Below are 16,312 nucleotides of genomic sequence, written 5' to 3'. Positions count from 1 at the left end.
ATCCCCGGGAGGAATCCATGAGCGTCGGTGACGTCCATCTGCTGCGGCGCCGACTGCGCGCGGCCCTGACGGCGGGGCGACCCGCCGTCGGTACGTTCGTCAAGCTGGCCTCGCCCGACGTGGTGGAACTGGCCGAGGCGGCCGGGTTCGGGTTCGTCGTCGTCGACCTCGAACACTCCACCCTCACCGAGCGGGACGCCGTCGACCTGGTGCGCCACGCGGACGCGTGCAGGCTGCCGGCCCTGGTCCGTGTGCCCGAGGTGGACGCCGCCGCCGTCAACCGGCTCCTGGAAGCCGGGGCGGCGGGCATCCAGCTCTCCATGCTCACGCGCCTCACGCAGGCCGAGGCGCTCGTGGCGGCGACCCGGTTCGCTCCAGCCGGCCGCCGGTCGGTGAGCCTGGCCAACAGGGCCGCCCGCTTCGGCATGGCTCCGCTGGCCGGATTCCTGCGCGCCGAGCAGGACGACCCGCCGGTACTGGTGGGCCAGATCGAGACGGCGCACACCGATCCGCTGCCGGATCTGGTCGCCGCTCTCGACGTGTGCTTCGTCGGCAGCACCGACCTCGCGGTCGACCTGGGCCTGCCGGCGGACCCAGCGGTGCTGCGTGCCGCCGTGGACCGGGTGCGCGACGCCGCCCGCTCCGCCGGGGTGGCGTTCGGCGGCTGGGCGCCGGCCCGTGGCGCCGCGGCGGACCTGGGCCTGGGCGACGCCGACTACCTGGTCGTCGGCTCGGACCTGCAGATGTTGGCGGCCGGCCTGCGGGCGGCCGCCGGAGAGGAAAACCAGTGAGCACACGCAACGCAGCCCTGTTCAACACCGTCGTCAACTGGGACGAGCTGCCGGTGACCCAGGTGCGGCCGGGGGTCCGCCGTCGCGTATACGCGACGGACGAGGTGATGATCTGCCACCACGAGCTCGAGGTCGGCATGACGCTCAACCCCCATCGGCACGAGGACTTCGACCAGCTGGTCCACATCGCCGAGGGGCGGGCGAACTACTACGTGGACGGTGTCGCGCACGACATGCGTGCGGGATCGTTCCTGCTGGTTCCCCGCGGCAGCGAGCACTACGTGGAGCCGACCGAGGCGCCTTGCGTGAACATCGACTTCTTCGTCCCGCCGCGGGCCGACCTGCTTCCCTGAGCGACGGACGGGCGCGCTGTTGCGCGGGAACGTGGCCGATGCCGATCGGACGATGAGCCGGGAGCGGGCAGTACTGCGTCTCCGGGCTCAGACATACGGGCCCGTCACCCATATGGACACGGCGGGTGGCGGGCCATTCGCAGTGGCGGCATCGGACCGCCCGCACGCTCCGCTCGACCAGCGCCGGCCGGCGCGGGCCGTGGCCCCGGATCCCGCCATGCCCCGGCACCCAGGGCTTCCGCCTGGGTGCCGCGCTGGGGTTCCGGGGCGCAGCCCTGCGAATCGAGAGAAGCCGAAGATGCCGCTGCCCCCCCGCACCGCACGACGGGGCCCGGCGATCTCGTCGCTCCGCCCCCCCCGTCGACACCGGGCAGTTCGGCTCCTGGCCCGCCCCGCAATGATCCCCTGACCCGGATGTGCGGGCCGGCGTGGCACGGGCTCACACCAGACCCGAAACCTCCGCGGGCTCCCACAAGACCCGAAACCTCAGAGGGCCCACCGCCGCGGTGGGCCCTCCACTGTTGCTGCGGCCGGGTTTCAGCCGCCGTTGGGCGCGTCTTCGGAGGTGCCCAGCCGCTGCGACAGCGCGCGGGCGGTCTCCAGCAGTGCTTGGGCCATCGGCGACTTGACGTCGTCGGACACGGTCGCCGTCGTGCCGACGATGGCGAGCGTTCCGCTGATCTTGTCCCCCTCGAAGATCGGTGCCGCGACGGTGCGTACCCCGTTGACGGTGGGGGAGTTGACCGACAGCCCGTGCTTCCGGATGGCCTCGAGCTCCGCGGTGAGCTCGGCCGACTTGCGGACCGAGCGCGGCAGCGTCGGTACCTGCTCCGGGGGCAGGAACGCGAGGAAGACACGTCCCTGCGCCGAGGCCGTGAGGTCCAGGCGTGAGCCGACCCGGACGCTGATGCGCACCATGTGGTCGGTGTTGTCGACCGAGCGCACCACGGTCGCCGACTCACCGTCCCAGACCGACAGCACGATCGTCTCGTCGATGCGCCTGACCAGTTCCTCCATGTACGGCTCGGCGGCGGCGACGATCGGCAGGCCGGCCCGCGCCGCCGTGGCGAGCGTCAGCACCTGGGGGCCGAGGGAGTACAGCGAAGTGCGCTCGTCGTACCGCAGCAGGTTCGCCGCCCGCAGTGCCTTCGTGTACCGGTGCGCGGTCGCCTTGCTCGCCCCGAGCCGCGCGGTGATCTCGTTGAGGCTCATATGCGGCTTGCCGACCGTGAACGAGCCGAGGATCAGCGCCGCACGCTGCACCGTCTGGATGGTCGGCGCCGTCCTGTCCGGGCCGTCCTGCTCGCCGGTGCCGTGTTGCGCCTTAGCGGCCATGGCTTTCTCGCTCCTGTCCCTGTCCAGTCAATGGTTAAGACGCCGAATGAAACGCCGTCTTGCATAAAGCAATGGTAAGGGTCGTGTCATGGTGGGTGAAAGAGCATCGGGACGCTCATCCCGCAGAGTCGCGGCGGTGAACGGGAACCTGGCGGCCGACAGCCGCGGATCGCTCACGCTCACCGCCGCCCCGTGCGGAGATCTCACGCGTCGGAGGAGTGCCCCGGAGTGATCGAGCGTGCCGGGTCGAGCAGGGCGGCGATGTGGTTGACGGCCAGGGCCGCCTCACCGAAGCCGATGGAGATGAGGCTGACCTTGCCGTCGTGGTCGGCGATGTCGCCGGCCGCGAAGACGCGCTCCCGGTTGGTGCGCATCGTGCGGTCGACGAGGATGCGCCTACGGCGAAGCTCCAGCCCCCACTGCTCGATCGGGCCGAGATCCGCGATGAAGCCGAGCGCCGCCACGACGGACTGGGCGGGCAGGGCGATCCGGTCGCCGGTCGAGCACGCGACCACGACCTCCGACACCGCCCCCTCGCCGGAGACCTTCTCGACCTCGTAGGGCGTCAGCACCCGCACCGAGGAGGCGTGCACCTGCTCGACGCTGCGCTCGTGGGCCCGGAACCGCGTACGCCGGTGTACCAGGGTCACCGACGAGGCGATCGGCTCCAGCGACAGCGCCCAGTCCAGCGCGGAGTCACCACCGCCGACCACCACGACGTCCTGTCCGGCGAGCTCGTTCAACCGCGGTACGAAATACCGCAGCCCCCGGCCCAGGTACTCGGAGCCCACCGGGAGCTCGCGGGGGATGAAGTTGCCGATCCCGCCGCAGACCAGCACCGCGCCCGCGGTGATCCGCGCGCCGGCGTCGGTCGTGGCGACGATGCCCTCGCCCGTGTCGTCCAGCCGGGTGACCCCGTGCCCGAGCAGGTAGGTGGGGTTCCACCGCCAGGCCTGCTCGGCCAGGCGGTCCACCAGGTCCTGGCCGCGGACGGCGGGGAAGCCGGCCACGTCGTAGATGAGTTTCTCGGGGTACAGCGCGGCGATCTGACCGCCCACCGCGGGCAGAGCGTCGGCGACAGCGACGCTCATGCCGCGGAAGCCGGCGTAGTACGCGCCGTACAACCCGGTCGGGCCGGCGCCGATGATGAGCAGGTCGACGGAGACCTCGGGGCCGGCGCCTGTGGGCGCGTGGCCGGTCACGCGCCCACCTCCGGGTGGTCGTGGCCGACCTGGCCGACCTTGCGAGCGCCGCCGGGTGATCCCAGTGGTTGGGCGCCGAGGGTGAAGAACTCGGCGTTGATGCGCTCGAACTGCTTGCTCTCCTCGGGCAGATCCTCGTGGTGGAAGATCGAGATCTGCGGGCAGACGGGTTCGCAGCGCCCGCACTCGACACATTCGTCGGGCTGGATGTAGAGCATCCGGTCGCCCTCGTAGATGCAGTCGGCCGGGCACTCCTCCATGCACGACTTGTCCATGACGTCGATGCAGGCCTGCGTGATGACGTACGGCACGAGCTTGTTGCCCTTCACACGGTCGCACAGAATGCGAGACGGTGTATTTCAATGTGGAACAGGATGATGGCCGTGCCGAGGTGGGGTGTCAACCGCGAAACGAATGCTTGACACCTTGAGAATGCTGGGGGACTCTGATGCGACATACGAGATGGCGTCTCATAGCGCGCCACTCGGGTCGGGACTTGTGAGAGGCAAACTCCCCATGGGAAGCAACCCCCGGACCGTCCCAGCGCCGATGATCGTCGAGGACTGGGACCAGCTCACCTTCCGGGTCAACCGCGAGGCCTACCGAAGCGCGGAAATCTTCGCCCGGGAACGCGGCTGGGTGTGGATGCACACCTGGCTCTACCTCGGGCACGAGACCGAGATCCCCAACCCCAACGACTTCAAGGTCCGTACCCTCGGCGGCCGGCCGCTGATCTTCTGCCGGGACAGCGCCGGCGAAGTGCACGCGTTCCTGAACTCCTGTCCGCACCGCGGCACCGTGCTGTGCCGCGAAAGCGAGGGTTCGACCAGGCTCTTCCAGTGCTTCTACCACGCCTGGACGTTCCGCAACAACGGCGAGGTCGCCGCGATCCCGGACGCCGGGGCGTACGAGTCGAGCGACGAGTTCCGGGCCTCGATGGGGCTGCGCGGCGTGCCGCGCCTGGAGACCCACGAGGGGTTCGTCTTCGTCTCCTTCGACCCCGACGTCCCGCCGCTGCTCGACTACCTCGGCGACGCGGCCGACTACATGACGATGATCCAGCAGCAGCACGCCGGCGGCATGACCACACTGCCCGGCACACAGCTCTACAGCGTGCGCGGCAACTGGAAACTCGCCGTCGAGAACGCCATGGACGGCTACCACTTCGCCCCGACGCACAACACGTTCGTCGGCTACCTGCGCGAGAGCGGCTACGCCGTCACCGACGACAACCAGTACGCGTACAACCTCGGCAACGGCCACGGGCTGCTGGTCCTGACCGGGCACGGCGGACGGATCAGCATGCTCTGGGAACCGCGCTTCGGCGAGGACGAGCGGGTCCGCACCGAGGCCCACCGAGCGGAGATGACACAGCGGCTGGGGGAGGAGCGGGCGCACTACGTGGCCGACGAGAGCCACATCCTGTTCGTCTTCCCGAACCTGCTGCTGTTCGACATCGAGGGCCTGTCGATCCGGCAGCTGGAGCCCGTGGCACCCGACCAGACCGACGTGCGCGCCTGGCAACTGGTCCCGCGCGAGGAGGACCCGGACACGCGCGCCCTGCGCATGAAGACGGTCGTCAGCTTCGTCGGCCCGGGCGGACTGGCGACGCCGGACGACATCGAGGCGTACGAGGCGGTCCAGCGCGGCATCCAGGCCACGGCGGGCACCACCGCGCCCGAGCTGGACTACAGCGACATGTCACGCGGCATGGCCGACGAGGTCAAGGGAGTCCAGGGCAGATCGATCGACGAGGGCGCGATGCGGGGCTTCTGGCGGCAATGGGTCGAAGCCATCGGACTCGACGGCGGTCTTGAGACCCACGGCGAGCGGCCGGCGTCCTTCCTGGTCGGGAGGGACGTGCGATGACCGAGATCAGCAACCGCGGGCTGGTGCCGTGCGCCGGGCGCACCGTCACCCGGCAGGAGGTCGAGGATTTCCTCTACGCCGAGGCGGACATCCTCGACCACTGGGACTACGACAGCTGGCTGGCGCTCTTCGAGGACGGTGCCCGCTACGAGATCCCGACCACCGACTACCGCCCCGGCTGGTCGCCGCACGAGACCGGATCGTTCGTCGACGACGACTGGGACCTGCTCCGGGCTCGCGTCAAGCGGCTGAAGTCCCGCAAGGCACACGCCGAGAACCCGCACTCGCGCACCCACCGGCTGGTGTCCAACGTGCGGCTGTCCGAGGGCGACACGGAGGACTCCTTCCGGGTGTCGGCGTCCTTCGTGGTCCACCGCGCCCGCGACGGTCACTTCGACGCCTACGTCGGCTGGTACGACCATCTGCTGGTGCCGACCGAGGCCGGACTCCGTTTCCGGTTGCGGCGCTCGATCCTCGGCCACGAGTCGCTGGCGGCAGGCGCCCGGCTCAGCTTCATCCTCTAGCCGGCGACGGAAGGCGACCCGATGATCCGACACACCCTGTCCTTCCGTTTCGCCGACGGAGTCGACGAGGCCACACGGGAGTCCGTGCTGGCCGAGCTGCGCACCTTCCCGGACCGGTACCCGGCCATGCGCGGCTTCGTCCTTGGCGAGAACATCAGCACCCGCGACCAGACCTTCACCCACACGATGGCCGTCGACTTCGACAGTCAGGACGACCTGCTCGCCTATCTCGGCAGCGAGTCCCACGAGAGCTTCGTGCGCACGCGCTGGCGGCCGGTCATCGCCCAACAGGCCATCACCTCGTTCGAGTTCGCCGAGCGTCCCTCGCTCGCTGCAGGAAGGACACCGCCGGTGAGCACGCGCCCGCACGGCCCGTACGGCATGGAGTACGCCCGGATCGAAGTTCCGGACATGCAGGCCACGATCGACTTCCTCCAGTACCACGTCGGTCTGCAGTTGGAGCAGCGCACGGACGAGTATGCCTACCTGCGCGCCGACATCGAGCACCACGCGATCGAACTGATCCACGCCCCCGAACGCACCGACGGATGGACGACCGCGGTCGGCTACAGCGTGGAGAACGAGGAGATCCTCGAACAGCTGCACAAGAGCGTCCTCGACGCCGGACTGGAGGTGCTCGAGCTGCAGGAGCGGCAGAAGGCGCTGTGCGACAACGGCTTCGCGGTGAAGGACCCCGACGGCCTCATCGTCGAGCTGTTCACCGAGTTCCACGAGTATGCCGAGCCGCCGCACATCGAGATCCGGCCGCTCGACCTGGTACACCCCTTCATAGCCACCGCGAAATTCGATGAGACGGTGGACTTCTACCAGAACGTCCTGAAGTTCCAGCCCTCGGACCACGTCGTCGGCTCGACCACGTTCTTCCGCTGCGAGGACCGCTACCACCACAGCCTCGCGATCCAGAAGAACACGGAGCACTACGTAGCGCACCTGTGCTTCGCCATGAAGAGCCTCGACCACGTCATGCGGATGCGTGCCCGCGCGCTGTACAAGGGCGCGCCGATCGCCTCCGACATCGTCAACCACTCGGCGTCGACGTCGATCGCGTTCTACATGCACGACACCCGCTTCGGCCCGCGTTACGAACTGTGCGACCGGCACAGGGTGTTCACGCCGGAGGAGCACGAGACGCACCGGCCCCGCAGGATGGTGGCCGATCCGCGCAACATCGATGTGTGGCGTCCGGCTTCCGACGACTGGGGACGTTTTTGAGACAGCAGTTGCTCGACGTCCTGCACCTGCTCGACGTGCTCCCCGCCCCACGCGGCGGGGAGCGCACGGCGGCCCACCGGTTGCGCGCCTGGTGCGCCGAGCGGTGGCCGCACATCGAGTGGCAGGTGCTGGAGCACGGCTCCGCGGGCGGCAGCCTGGTCGCCGCCCACGGAGCCGGGCCGCTGCTCTACTCCCACCTCGACACCTCGCTGGACGAGGGAGGTGCGGCCAACCGCCTCGTCACCGGAGACGACGCGCCCGTCGGTCCGCTCACTGTCGACGGCGACACGGTGATCGGCTTCGGCCTCGGGGTCGCCCGCGGGCCCGCGGCCGCCGCGCTGGTCGCCTTCGCCGAGGCCGGTGCCGGGCGGCTCCTGCTCGCAGGCTCCGGGACACACCGCCGCATGAGCGGGATCACCGGTCTGGAGGCATACACCGACGCCTACCCGCTGCCGCCCTCGGCGATCGTGGCCAAGTGCGGCCCGCCGACGCTGCTGTGGCACGAGCCGGGCGCGTTCTACCTGACCGTCCAGGTGACCGGACGCTCCGGGGCCGCCATGCTGGCGGAATCCGCCACGCCACCCGGGGGAGTCGTCGCTCAGGCCGGCATCGTCCTGGACGAACTGGCACGCTGGCGCACGGCCTACCTGGCCGCCGATCCCAGGGTGGGGCAGACCGGCCGGGCGTGCGGTATCGGAGCGATCAGCGGGGGTTGGCAGGACAAGCCGGACCTGCTGCCGGCCCAGCTGCGGATCGATCTGTATGTCGTCGCCGGTGACCAGGTGGAGCCGAGGGCGCTGGCGGCCGAGCTGACCGACCGGCTGCGGGGGCGGTTCGCGCGGTCGGCGCTGCGGGACTGCGCGGTCGACGTGGAGGCCGAGCCGGTCGCGTCCGCCGCGGCCACGCCGGCCGACGCCCCGCTGATGACGGTCGCCCGGGCGGCTTGGCTCGACGAGTTCGGTACGCAGCCGCCGTCGATCACCGGCTGGACGGGATCGACCGACGGCGTGGTGCTGCGCGCCCACGGCGTCGACACCGTGCGCCTCGGCCCGCAGGCGAAGCCGGCCGCCGACGATCCACGGCGCGATGCCCTGTCGTTGGCGCAGCTGACCGCCTATGCGCGCATCTACCGAAAGCTTTTGCGGGAGCTGCCGGAGTAACGGGGCCGGTCCCCTGTAGGTGCCGCCAGGAGGCCCTGCCAGGGACGTCTGCCATGGCGGAAGGAACGTTCCGGGCGGGGCGCGGCGCGCCCCGCCTTCCCCGCGCGTCCGGCCCCGTCCCGGAAAGCGAGCGAGGCGTGACGGTGCAGGGCAGCGGCTTTTCGACCCGTACAAGTCCTGCGGAAACGGCATACACACCCGAAACCGGGCGAGCGTCATGAGCCATCAGGACCATGGGGCAACTGCACTACGCCATCGAACAAACCCCTATGGGCGGGGACGTCTTGAAAGGAAGTGGACGGACAGATGGACAAGGTCGTCGCCTCAGCCGCCGAGGCCGTGGCGGATGTCCCTGACGGGGCCTCCCTGGCGGTCGGCGGCTTCGGTCTGAGCGGAGTCCCGGAAGTCTTGATCCAGGCCCTGCACGACGCCGGCGTGACAGAACTGGACGTGTTCTCGAACAACTGCGGGGCCATGGAGTCCGGCCTCGCCGTGCTGCTCACCGCGGGCCGCATCGCTCGGGTGACCGGCAGCTACATCGGCGGCAACAAGGAGTTCGCCCGCCAGTACCTGGGCGGCGAGATCGAGCTGGAGCTGATCCCCCAGGGAACGCTCGCCGAACGTCTGAGGGCCGGGGGCTGCGGCATTCCCGCTTTCTACACCCCGGCCGGTGTCGGCACCCTGGTCGCAGACGGCGGACTGCCGTGGCGGTACGACGTCGACGGCGGCATCGCCGTCGCCTCGCCGCCCAAGGAGGTCCGAGAGTTCGACGGCGAGGACTACGTCCTGGAGCGCGGGATCGTCACCGACTTCGCCCTGGTGCGGGCGGCGAAGGGGGACCGGCACGGCAACCTGGTCTTCAGCAAGTCCGCCCGCAACTTCAACCCGCTGACGGCCATGGCCGGCCGCATCACGATCGCCGAGGTGGAGGAGCTGGTCGAGCCGGGCGAGATCGACCCGGACCAGGTCCACCTGCCGGGCCTCTTCGTGCAGCGGGTGGTGGCCCTCACCACCGAGCAGGCCGCCGACAAGAAGATCGAGAAGCTGACGGTCATCCGCGGGGACGACAGGGAGGCGGGGGCCTGATGGCCTGGACACGTGACGAGATGGCCGCGCGCGCGGCCCGTGAGCTGCGCGACGGCGAGTACGTCAACCTGGGCATAGGCCTGCCGACCCTGATCCCCAACCACTTGCCCGAGGGCGTCCACGTCGTGCTGGAGTCGGAGAACGGCGTCCTCGGCACCGGCCCCTTTCCCTACGAGGATCAGGTCGATCCCGACCTGATCAACGCGGGCAAGGAGACCGTCACGGTACTGCCCGGCGCGGCGTTCTTCGACTCGGCGCTGTCCTTCGGCATGATCCGCGGCGGTCACATCGACACCGCCGTGCTCGGTGCCATGCAGGTCTCCGAGTGTGGCGACCTCGCCAACTGGGCGATCCCGGGCAGGATGGTGACCGGCATCGGCGGAGCCATGGACCTCGTCCACGGCGCCCGCAGGGTGATCGTCACCATGACGCACACCGCGAAGGACGGCAGCCCGAAAATCGTCCAGGAGTGCGACCTGCCGCTCACCGGCAAGTGCTGTGTGGACAGGATCATCACCGACCTCGCCGTCCTCGATGTCGTCGACGGCGGTCTGGTCCTCGTCGAGACCGCCCCCGGCGTCACCTTTGAGGAGGTCGTCGGGAAGACGGCTGCGCAAGTCCTCATCCCCCACGAGAGCGGCTCCTGAGCCTGCGAGACGTGCCCAACGCCTCGGCGGTTCCGCGCGGGCAGGCCCTTCGACCGCGCGGAGCCGCCGAGGAGCAGTGGAGGCACGCTCTCGTCGCTGGCCGACGCCGGCCATCCGGACCGGTCCCTGGAGATCGCCGGTGCGGCGGATACTGCGGCGGGTGCGCCGGCTGCCGCCCGGTTGCGTGGTGGACGTCTGTGCTGGGCAGAAAGCCGCCGCAGCCCTGCGTCGGCATGGCTGCGGCGGTGCGGAGTACCGTCTGGCCGGCTCCGGAGGAGCGCTGTGTCGAACGGGGTGTTCACGGCCGGGCGGCCGAGTCGGCCGGTGGACTCCACCGGCGTTCAGGGCGCCCAGCCGTGACCCACCCGGACTGACCGTCACCGGGAGAGGGCGGTGTGTCACACGCCCCAGTCGTCGTTGACGGTGACGGCGTCGAGGATGCGGAACCGGCCGCCGGGCACCAGCGGTTTCGTGGGCTCACCCATTTCGACGACGTGCTTGCCGAACTGAGGGGCCAGCGGGCGGCCGACGTCCCGCTTCAGCCACAGACGCAGCAGGTGTCGGCGACGCTTCGGCTCCGGGTGGTCGATGTAGCTGGTGCGCGAGTGCAGCGCGGCATAGTTGAGCAGCCACTGCACGTCCCCCGGCTGGAAATCCATGTCGATCGGCAGGCCGGGCTCCTGCGAGATCTCGTCGAAGAGGGTGATGGCCGCGACCTGGTCGGGCGTCAGTTGCGGGACACCCGGGTACTCCTGGGCGCTGAAGATCATCGAGCTGCCCGCGTAGGTGCTGAAGACGCCGCCGACGTAGCTGATGATCGGCGAGGTGTATGTCAGTTCCGGGGAGTCGGGGTCCTGACGCCGCCAGTCCCAGTGGTAGGTGTCGAAGAGCCGTGGGGCGAGGTCCGGTCGGCGGCGCAGCATCTCGTTGTAGATCGTGGTGCCACTGACCAGGCTGGAGGCCCCGCCTTCCTTCGCGCCGCGCAGGCACATGAGGGCGACGACGTCGGAGCTGTCCGAGTGGAAGGGCAGCCGGTCCCGTACGCGGGAGGGCAGTGCGCCCTCGTCGGACAACGTTTTGTTCGACGTCGCGATCACGTGGTCGAGCAGGTCCCCTCGCTGGTTCTGCCCGATCGGCTGGCCGAGGTGCAGGCCCATGATGAAGAAGACGGCCGCGGCCATGGCGTCGCCGTACTCCTCGGTGCGCAGGCCGCGGACCAGGATGAAGCCGCGGCCGGCGTCCATCTGGGCGGCGCACTCGTCGTTGAGGGCGCGACAGGCGTCGAACGGGTAGTCGGCGGCGGTGACGGTGCGCAGGTCGGGGTCGTCGGCGACGAGTCGCCGTCCGAGGGCCTCCAGCTCGGCGCGTTCGGCGTCGCTGAGCGTGTAGATCCATTCGGTGGACTTCGACAGCTCGTCGCCGCGCCAGGCGGACGGCCCCGAGATCGGCTGAAGGCCGACAGTGGTGGTCATGATGATGCACTCCTCGAAAACGTGATGAAGGCCCGTGGCGAGAACACGACGGACGACGAAGGCTTCGGTGCGGCAGGGTTCGTCGCGCGGCGACGAACGGCATTCAGAACACTCAGAACGGGGTCTGAGGCTCGCCGACGGCCGTACCTGGGCGCAGTCCTTCCCGGGGTGGGAAGTAGCTGAGCGGCTCGTCATAGGTCCGGCGGCCAGCACACGAGACAAGCAGAACGCCGATCAGGGCGACTGTCCTCATGTTGGTCCCGTCCTTTCGAGAAGTGCCTCAACCATAGGGGAGGGGAAACTTGTAGTCAACGGGCGGGATGGCGTCTCGTAATGCAGTACGCAGTGCATCAATGGATTCGTGGCGGGACGTCGCACGGCGGCTGGGCGCCCGCGTCCCCTCGGCCATCCCGCCGCGTCCGTGTCCTGGGCGGAACCGCGACCACCGCCGAGTTCACCGACAAGCTGATCGAGCTCCTCTGAGCCCTCCCTCTCGGTGGGCGGCAGGGACGGCGCCGCCCACCGCTCACCCACCCTGGCGACCCCTCGCCGACGGCGTGCACTCCTCGGCGACGGAAGAGGCCCTCGCGCAGCCGCGGCACACCGGTCTGCACGCATCTCACGAAGCTGCCCCGGTGCCGCCCAGTCCTGCGCGAGCGCCCCCGGCCATGACGTGAACTCAGGGTCGGACACGACGCGCGTACACAGGCGTCTCCCCTCGGGCACCGGTCGCCGCGAGGCGCCGCGCGTGACGGCCGACGTGCCCCGTCATGCGTCGGGCACAGTTGCTTCTCCCGCGTCCAGGACCAGCACCGCGACATGCAGGGACGTGCGCTGCAGACCTGATTCCAGGTCGCAGCCGAGGAGCCGCTCGATGGTGTGCAGGCGCTGGTAGTACGCCTGCCGGGACATGCCGGCGCGTTTCGCCGCGACCGACTTGTTCCCGGCCGCCGCCAGATAGGCGCGCAGTGCCGGGAGCAGATCGCCGCCGTTGCGGCCGTCGTGCTCGATGAGGCGGGTCAGTTGCCGTTCCGCGTACCGCTGAAGACGGGTGTCCTCCCGAAGGACGCCCAGCAACTCCGGCAGCCGGACGTCGGCGGGGGCGTAGAACCACCGCTCAGGGGAGGCCGGTGTGATGGCCTCGGCCGTCTGCTCCGCCTCCTGCCACGACCGGGCGATCCCGCCAAGGTCGGTCACCCCGGGGCCGATGGCGACGACTGCCTGCGGTCCGAGCTCCTCCCGGGTCAGACGGCCGATCCGCTCGGCGACCGGCTGCCAGGCGCTCGCATGTGCCAGAGCCAGGAGTACGCCGATGCGGCCGGGGGCTGTCTCGCCGACCAGGGCGCGGATACCGGTGTGCGTCAGAGCCTTCGCGATCCGTTCGTCGTGATCCCCCTCGGTGCCGGTGTACGGGTGGCGGATGACCACGGCGAAGAGGCGGTGTCCGAGGGTGGGCAGTCCCAGTGCCTCGGCGCGGGCGCGGGCGTCCGCGGGGGAGCGGAAACGCCGTTCGTACAGGTCTCGCAGTACGGAGCGGTGGGCCCGGCGCTCCCACCAGGCCTGCCCCGCCAGGCGCGCCATGGTCAGCGCGACCGCCGCACGCTCCAGCACCAGGACGTGTTCCGGGTCGGGCTCGGCACTCAGCCGGTCCTCCAGCAGGACCAGCCGCCCCCACGGGCCGCGGTGGTCCTGCACCGGCGCGATCAGCCACCCCTCCGGGCCGCTCGGCGTGATCCTCTCCGGCGTCGGGGCGGCCCGCGAACGCCGCGACCAGGCCGATACCACCGGCTCGTACGGCCGGCCGAGCAGCTCGCACATCAGGACCCGGTGGGTGAGATCCTCCAGCACCACGGGGGCTCCGGTGAGCTCCGCGGTGGTGTGCACCAGTTCCTCGGGGTCCGCGCCCCGCAGCGTCAGGGCCGTGAAGATGTCCTGGATGTCCCTCCCGCGGCGCAGCAGGGCCCCTTGGGCGTCGAGGATGAGCGCGTGCACCGTCTGCGTGACGTCGATGAACCGGACGCCACGGGCCAGCTCGACCAGCGGCACGTCACGGGCACGGCACGCCGCCACCAGCTCGTCGGGCACCTTCCGGTACCGGTAACCGAGCTCCACAATCAGACCGGCCGCGCCGACGTCGGCGAGCTGGTCGACGTAGCCGCGCAGCTCGGAGGCGTCCTGGGGATACGGCATGCCGGTCGTCAGCACCAGCTCGCCGCCCTCCAGGAAATCGGCGGGATTGAGCAGCTCGGTGACATGCACCCAGCGCACCGCCCTGTCCAGCTGTGACTCACCGGCCAGCACGCGCGGCATCCCTTCGGCGAGCACGGGCAGGCGCAGCACCTCCGTGATGGTGGGGAACTGCCCGGCTGCAGGACGTCTGGGCGGCATAGGGAGTGCTTTCGTCCGAGGGGGATCGGGCTCACCCTCGCACCGGCCAATCACCGTGACAAGAGGGTGCCCGGCAGTTTGTGCGGCCCGGCCGTCCGCAGTGACAGACCGTCTCGAGAAGGCCCCAAGGCGGAACACAGTGTGGGTTGACCTGCAGGTTCCCCCGGGCGGAAAGTGAACGCCATCCCCAGCGGGACCCGAACCGGAAAAGTCCGCACGGTGTCCGCACCGTGCTGGGGACCGACTGCCACCCAGCCACACCATCGAAAGGAGCGACCTCATGCGCATCCCGAAGCGCGTCGCCGTGATCGGTGCCGGCACCATGGGCAGCCAGGCAATGTGGCGACTGGCCGACCGCGGAGCCGAGGTCATCGGCTACGACCGGTACGCGCCGGGTCACGACCGCGGCGCGGCCGGGGGCGAGAGCCGCATCTTCCGAGCAGCCCACCTCGGCGAACCCGGGTACATTCCGCTGCTGCGGCTCGCGGACGGGCTGTGGGAGCAGCTCCAGGCGGAGACGGGCCGGTCGCTGCGACGCCGCAGCGGCTGCCTCGTGATGGGAGAGACCGCATCACCGGCCATGCGCCGGCTCCTCTCCTCCAGCGCCACCCATCGACTCGATCACGAGGTACTGGACCGGGAGGAACTCGCCCGCCGCTACCCGCAGCACCGCCTCCCGGACGGACACACCGCCGTCCTCGACCGCGAGGGCGCCATCATCCGGCCCGAGGCGTCGGTCCAGGCGGCCGCCACCCGCGCCGAACAGCTGGGCGCCCGGCTGCACCGCTACACCCCGGTGCGGGAGATCGTCCCCGCGGTGGGAGGCGGCGTGCAGATCGTCACCGACCACGGCACGGACCACGTGGATGCCGCCGTGGTGACCGTGGGCCCCTGGATCAACACACTGCTCCCGGACCTCCCACGGACCGTCGACGTCCGCCGGGTGATCTGCTCGTGGCACCTGCCCACCCGCCACGACTGGTTCGCGGGCGGGGCTCCCCCCTTCGTGCGCGCCACACCCCACGACTGCTTCGGGCTCCCGTCGCCCGACGGCATCTCCGTCAAGCTCGGTCTCTCCTTCGCACGTCATCTGCCGGTGCCCGAGCCCGAACGGCTCGACCGTACGGTCCGCCCGGAAGAACTCGGCACCTTCCGCGAGCTCATCAGTGAACTCATGCCCGATCTGAACCCCGACCCCATCAGGATGTCGGCCTACATGGAGGGCTACACGGAGTCCGGAAACCCGCTCGTCGGTCATCTCCCCGGCGAGGACGACATCATCGTCATGGCCGGATTCTCCGGCAGCGGCTTCAAGCTCTCGCCCGCGATGGGCGAGATCGCCGCCGACCTGGCGCTCGACGGCACCACTGATCACCCCATCGACTTCCTCGCTCCGGCAGGAGTCGGCGCCGCCTGATCCCCGGCGATGTCGACGGCATCGCCCCCCATCGCCCCCCACCCCCACATCTCTGTCATGGGCATGCCTGAAAAGCCCATGCACCGGCCACAACCAGTTCCCCGAAGCAATGACAGGAGCATCCCCATGCCCATTCCCTCGTTTCAGTTCCGCCCGAAGTACGTCTCGTTCGACTGCTACGGCACGTTGGTCGAGTGGCCGATGACCCCCATCACGCGTGAGCTCGTCGGCGACCAGATCCCCGCCGAGCAGTGGGACCAGTTCGTCCGGGAGTTCCGCGGCTACCGCTACGACCAGGTCCGTGGCGAGTACTACCCCTACGAGCAGGTGCTGCAGGACTCCTTCGAGCGGGTCTGCCGCAAGTGGGGTGTCAAGGCCGCGCCGGACGCCGGCAAGCGGTTCGCCGACGGCGTGCGCAGCTGGGGCCCGCACGCCGACGTGCCGGAACCGCTGAAGAAGATGGGCGAGAACTACAAGCTGGTGATCTTCTCCAACGCCGGGGACTCCTTCCTGGAGGAGACCGTGCCCCGGCTCGGGGCGGACTTCCACGCCGTCTTCACCGCGGAGCAGGCCGGCTACTACAAGCCCCGGTACGCCGCGTTCGAGTACATGCTCGACCAACTCGACGCGTCCCCCGAGGACTTCGTACACGTCTCCTCGCACACCCGCTACGACCTGATGCCGATGCACGACATGGGCTTCCGCAACCTGGTCCTCCTGGACCGGGGCTGCGACCCGGTCACTCACGGCTACGACTACGTGACGGTGAAGTCCCTGGACGACGTCAACACCATGCTCGGCATCTGACTCGCGACGCCCTCGTCCCGCACGGACA

The 16,312-nt window shown here is 70.0% G+C and carries 15 protein-coding genes; 10 read left to right on the top strand and 5 right to left on the bottom strand.

The window, feature by feature from the left end:
- Nucleotides 1-17 precede the first annotated feature (17 nt).
- Entirely contained in the window at nt 18-791 is a 774-nt protein-coding gene (locus tag ACTMVF_RS22335; protein WP_441272862.1) for an HpcH/HpaI aldolase family protein, read from the top strand.
- Entirely contained in the window at nt 788-1,144 is a 357-nt protein-coding gene (locus tag ACTMVF_RS22330) for a cupin domain-containing protein (protein ID WP_441272861.1), read from the top strand. Before ACTMVF_RS22335 ends, ACTMVF_RS22330 begins: the two co-directional genes overlap by 4 nt.
- A 537-nt stretch (nt 1,145-1,681) precedes the next feature.
- Here ACTMVF_RS22330 and ACTMVF_RS22325 read toward each other — a convergent pair.
- The 3 genes from ACTMVF_RS22325 to fdxA all read right to left on the bottom strand — a co-directional run bounded on the left by ACTMVF_RS22325 (nt 1,682) and on the right by fdxA (nt 4,010).
- Nucleotides 1,682-2,479, bottom strand: a complete 798-nt coding sequence (locus ACTMVF_RS22325; RefSeq protein WP_441272860.1) for an IclR family transcriptional regulator — start codon at nt 2,477-2,479, stop codon at nt 1,682-1,684.
- A gap of 203 nt (nt 2,480-2,682) precedes the next feature.
- Nucleotides 2,683-3,681 (bottom strand): NAD(P)/FAD-dependent oxidoreductase, encoded by a 999-nt coding sequence (locus tag ACTMVF_RS22320; RefSeq protein ID WP_441272859.1) that lies wholly within the window; start codon nt 3,679-3,681, stop codon nt 2,683-2,685.
- Complete coding sequence (gene fdxA, locus ACTMVF_RS22315; protein WP_441272858.1) at nt 3,678-4,010, bottom strand: ferredoxin; 333 nt, start codon at nt 4,008-4,010, stop codon at nt 3,678-3,680. Before fdxA ends, ACTMVF_RS22320 begins: the two co-directional genes overlap by 4 nt.
- Nucleotides 4,011-4,197: 187 nt before the next feature.
- On the opposite strand from fdxA, the gene ACTMVF_RS22310 reads away from it, so the two are divergent.
- The 6 genes from ACTMVF_RS22310 to ACTMVF_RS22285 all read left to right on the top strand — a co-directional run bounded on the left by ACTMVF_RS22310 (nt 4,198) and on the right by ACTMVF_RS22285 (nt 10,200).
- A complete protein-coding gene (locus ACTMVF_RS22310; RefSeq protein ID WP_441272857.1) occupies nt 4,198-5,550 on the top strand; it encodes an aromatic ring-hydroxylating oxygenase subunit alpha in 1,353 nt (450 codons plus the stop codon).
- Complete coding sequence (locus tag ACTMVF_RS22305) at nt 5,547-6,074, top strand: aromatic-ring-hydroxylating dioxygenase subunit beta (RefSeq protein WP_441272856.1); 528 nt, start codon at nt 5,547-5,549, stop codon at nt 6,072-6,074. Before ACTMVF_RS22310 ends, ACTMVF_RS22305 begins: the two co-directional genes overlap by 4 nt.
- A gap of 21 nt (nt 6,075-6,095) precedes the next feature.
- Complete coding sequence (locus ACTMVF_RS22300; RefSeq protein WP_441272855.1) at nt 6,096-7,307, top strand: Dabb family protein; 1,212 nt, start codon at nt 6,096-6,098, stop codon at nt 7,305-7,307.
- Nucleotides 7,304-8,467 carry a hypothetical protein gene (locus ACTMVF_RS22295; RefSeq protein WP_441272854.1) on the top strand — a complete coding sequence of 388 codons (1,164 nt, stop codon included), beginning with the start codon at nt 7,304-7,306 and terminating at the stop codon, nt 8,465-8,467. Before ACTMVF_RS22300 ends, ACTMVF_RS22295 begins: the two co-directional genes overlap by 4 nt.
- Before the next feature lie 306 nt (nt 8,468-8,773).
- Nucleotides 8,774-9,553: a CoA transferase subunit A gene (locus tag ACTMVF_RS22290; RefSeq protein ID WP_441272853.1), complete on the top strand. Its 780-nt coding sequence runs from the start codon at nt 8,774-8,776 to the stop codon at nt 9,551-9,553.
- Nucleotides 9,553-10,200: a CoA transferase subunit B gene (locus ACTMVF_RS22285; RefSeq protein WP_441272852.1), complete on the top strand. Its 648-nt coding sequence runs from the start codon at nt 9,553-9,555 to the stop codon at nt 10,198-10,200. The genes ACTMVF_RS22290 and ACTMVF_RS22285 overlap by 1 nt, the downstream gene beginning before the upstream one ends.
- 398 nt (nt 10,201-10,598) lie before the next feature.
- On the opposite strand, the gene ACTMVF_RS22280 is transcribed toward ACTMVF_RS22285, so the two are convergent.
- Nucleotides 10,599-11,672 (bottom strand): TauD/TfdA family dioxygenase, encoded by a 1,074-nt coding sequence (locus ACTMVF_RS22280; RefSeq protein ID WP_441272851.1) that lies wholly within the window; start codon nt 11,670-11,672, stop codon nt 10,599-10,601.
- Between the two features lie 768 nt (nt 11,673-12,440).
- A complete protein-coding gene (locus tag ACTMVF_RS22275; protein WP_441272850.1) occupies nt 12,441-14,060 on the bottom strand; it encodes a PucR family transcriptional regulator in 1,620 nt (539 codons plus the stop codon).
- A gap of 280 nt (nt 14,061-14,340) precedes the next feature.
- Between ACTMVF_RS22275 and solA the strand changes: the two genes are divergently transcribed.
- Nucleotides 14,341-15,477, top strand: coding sequence for an N-methyl-L-tryptophan oxidase (gene solA / locus ACTMVF_RS22270; RefSeq protein WP_441272849.1), 1,137 nt, complete (start codon nt 14,341-14,343; stop codon nt 15,475-15,477).
- Between the two features lie 126 nt (nt 15,478-15,603).
- Nucleotides 15,604-16,284 carry a haloacid dehalogenase type II gene (locus tag ACTMVF_RS22265; RefSeq protein ID WP_441272848.1) on the top strand — a complete coding sequence of 227 codons (681 nt, stop codon included), beginning with the start codon at nt 15,604-15,606 and terminating at the stop codon, nt 16,282-16,284.
- Nucleotides 16,285-16,312: the final 28 nt, after the last annotated feature.

Source organism: Streptomyces sp. SD31, from assembly GCF_052068475.1.
In the GTDB taxonomy this organism is placed as follows: Bacteria; Actinomycetota; Actinomycetes; order Streptomycetales; family Streptomycetaceae; genus Streptomyces.
The sequence above is the reverse complement of the archived record's forward strand: the minus strand, read 5'-3'. Positions and strand labels throughout refer to the sequence as shown.

Coding starts and splice junctions, on each gene's coding strand:
- ACTMVF_RS22265 (WP_441272848.1), top strand. CDS start 15,604: ATGCCCATTCCCTCGTTTCAGTTCCGCCCGAAGTACGTCTCGTTCGAC.
- ACTMVF_RS22310 (WP_441272857.1), top strand. CDS start 4,198: ATGGGAAGCAACCCCCGGACCGTCCCAGCGCCGATGATCGTCGAGGAC.
- solA (WP_441272849.1), top strand. CDS start 14,341: ATGCGCATCCCGAAGCGCGTCGCCGTGATCGGTGCCGGCACCATGGGC.
- ACTMVF_RS22305 (WP_441272856.1), top strand. CDS start 5,547: ATGACCGAGATCAGCAACCGCGGGCTGGTGCCGTGCGCCGGGCGCACC.
- ACTMVF_RS22290 (WP_441272853.1), top strand. CDS start 8,774: ATGGACAAGGTCGTCGCCTCAGCCGCCGAGGCCGTGGCGGATGTCCCT.
- ACTMVF_RS22335 (WP_441272862.1), top strand. CDS start 18: ATGAGCGTCGGTGACGTCCATCTGCTGCGGCGCCGACTGCGCGCGGCC.
- ACTMVF_RS22300 (WP_441272855.1), top strand. CDS start 6,096: ATGATCCGACACACCCTGTCCTTCCGTTTCGCCGACGGAGTCGACGAG.
- ACTMVF_RS22280 (WP_441272851.1), bottom strand. CDS start 11,672: ATGACCACCACTGTCGGCCTTCAGCCGATCTCGGGGCCGTCCGCCTGG.
- ACTMVF_RS22325 (WP_441272860.1), bottom strand. CDS start 2,479: ATGGCCGCTAAGGCGCAACACGGCACCGGCGAGCAGGACGGCCCGGAC.
- ACTMVF_RS22285 (WP_441272852.1), top strand. CDS start 9,553: ATGGCCTGGACACGTGACGAGATGGCCGCGCGCGCGGCCCGTGAGCTG.
- ACTMVF_RS22275 (WP_441272850.1), bottom strand. CDS start 14,060: ATGCCGCCCAGACGTCCTGCAGCCGGGCAGTTCCCCACCATCACGGAG.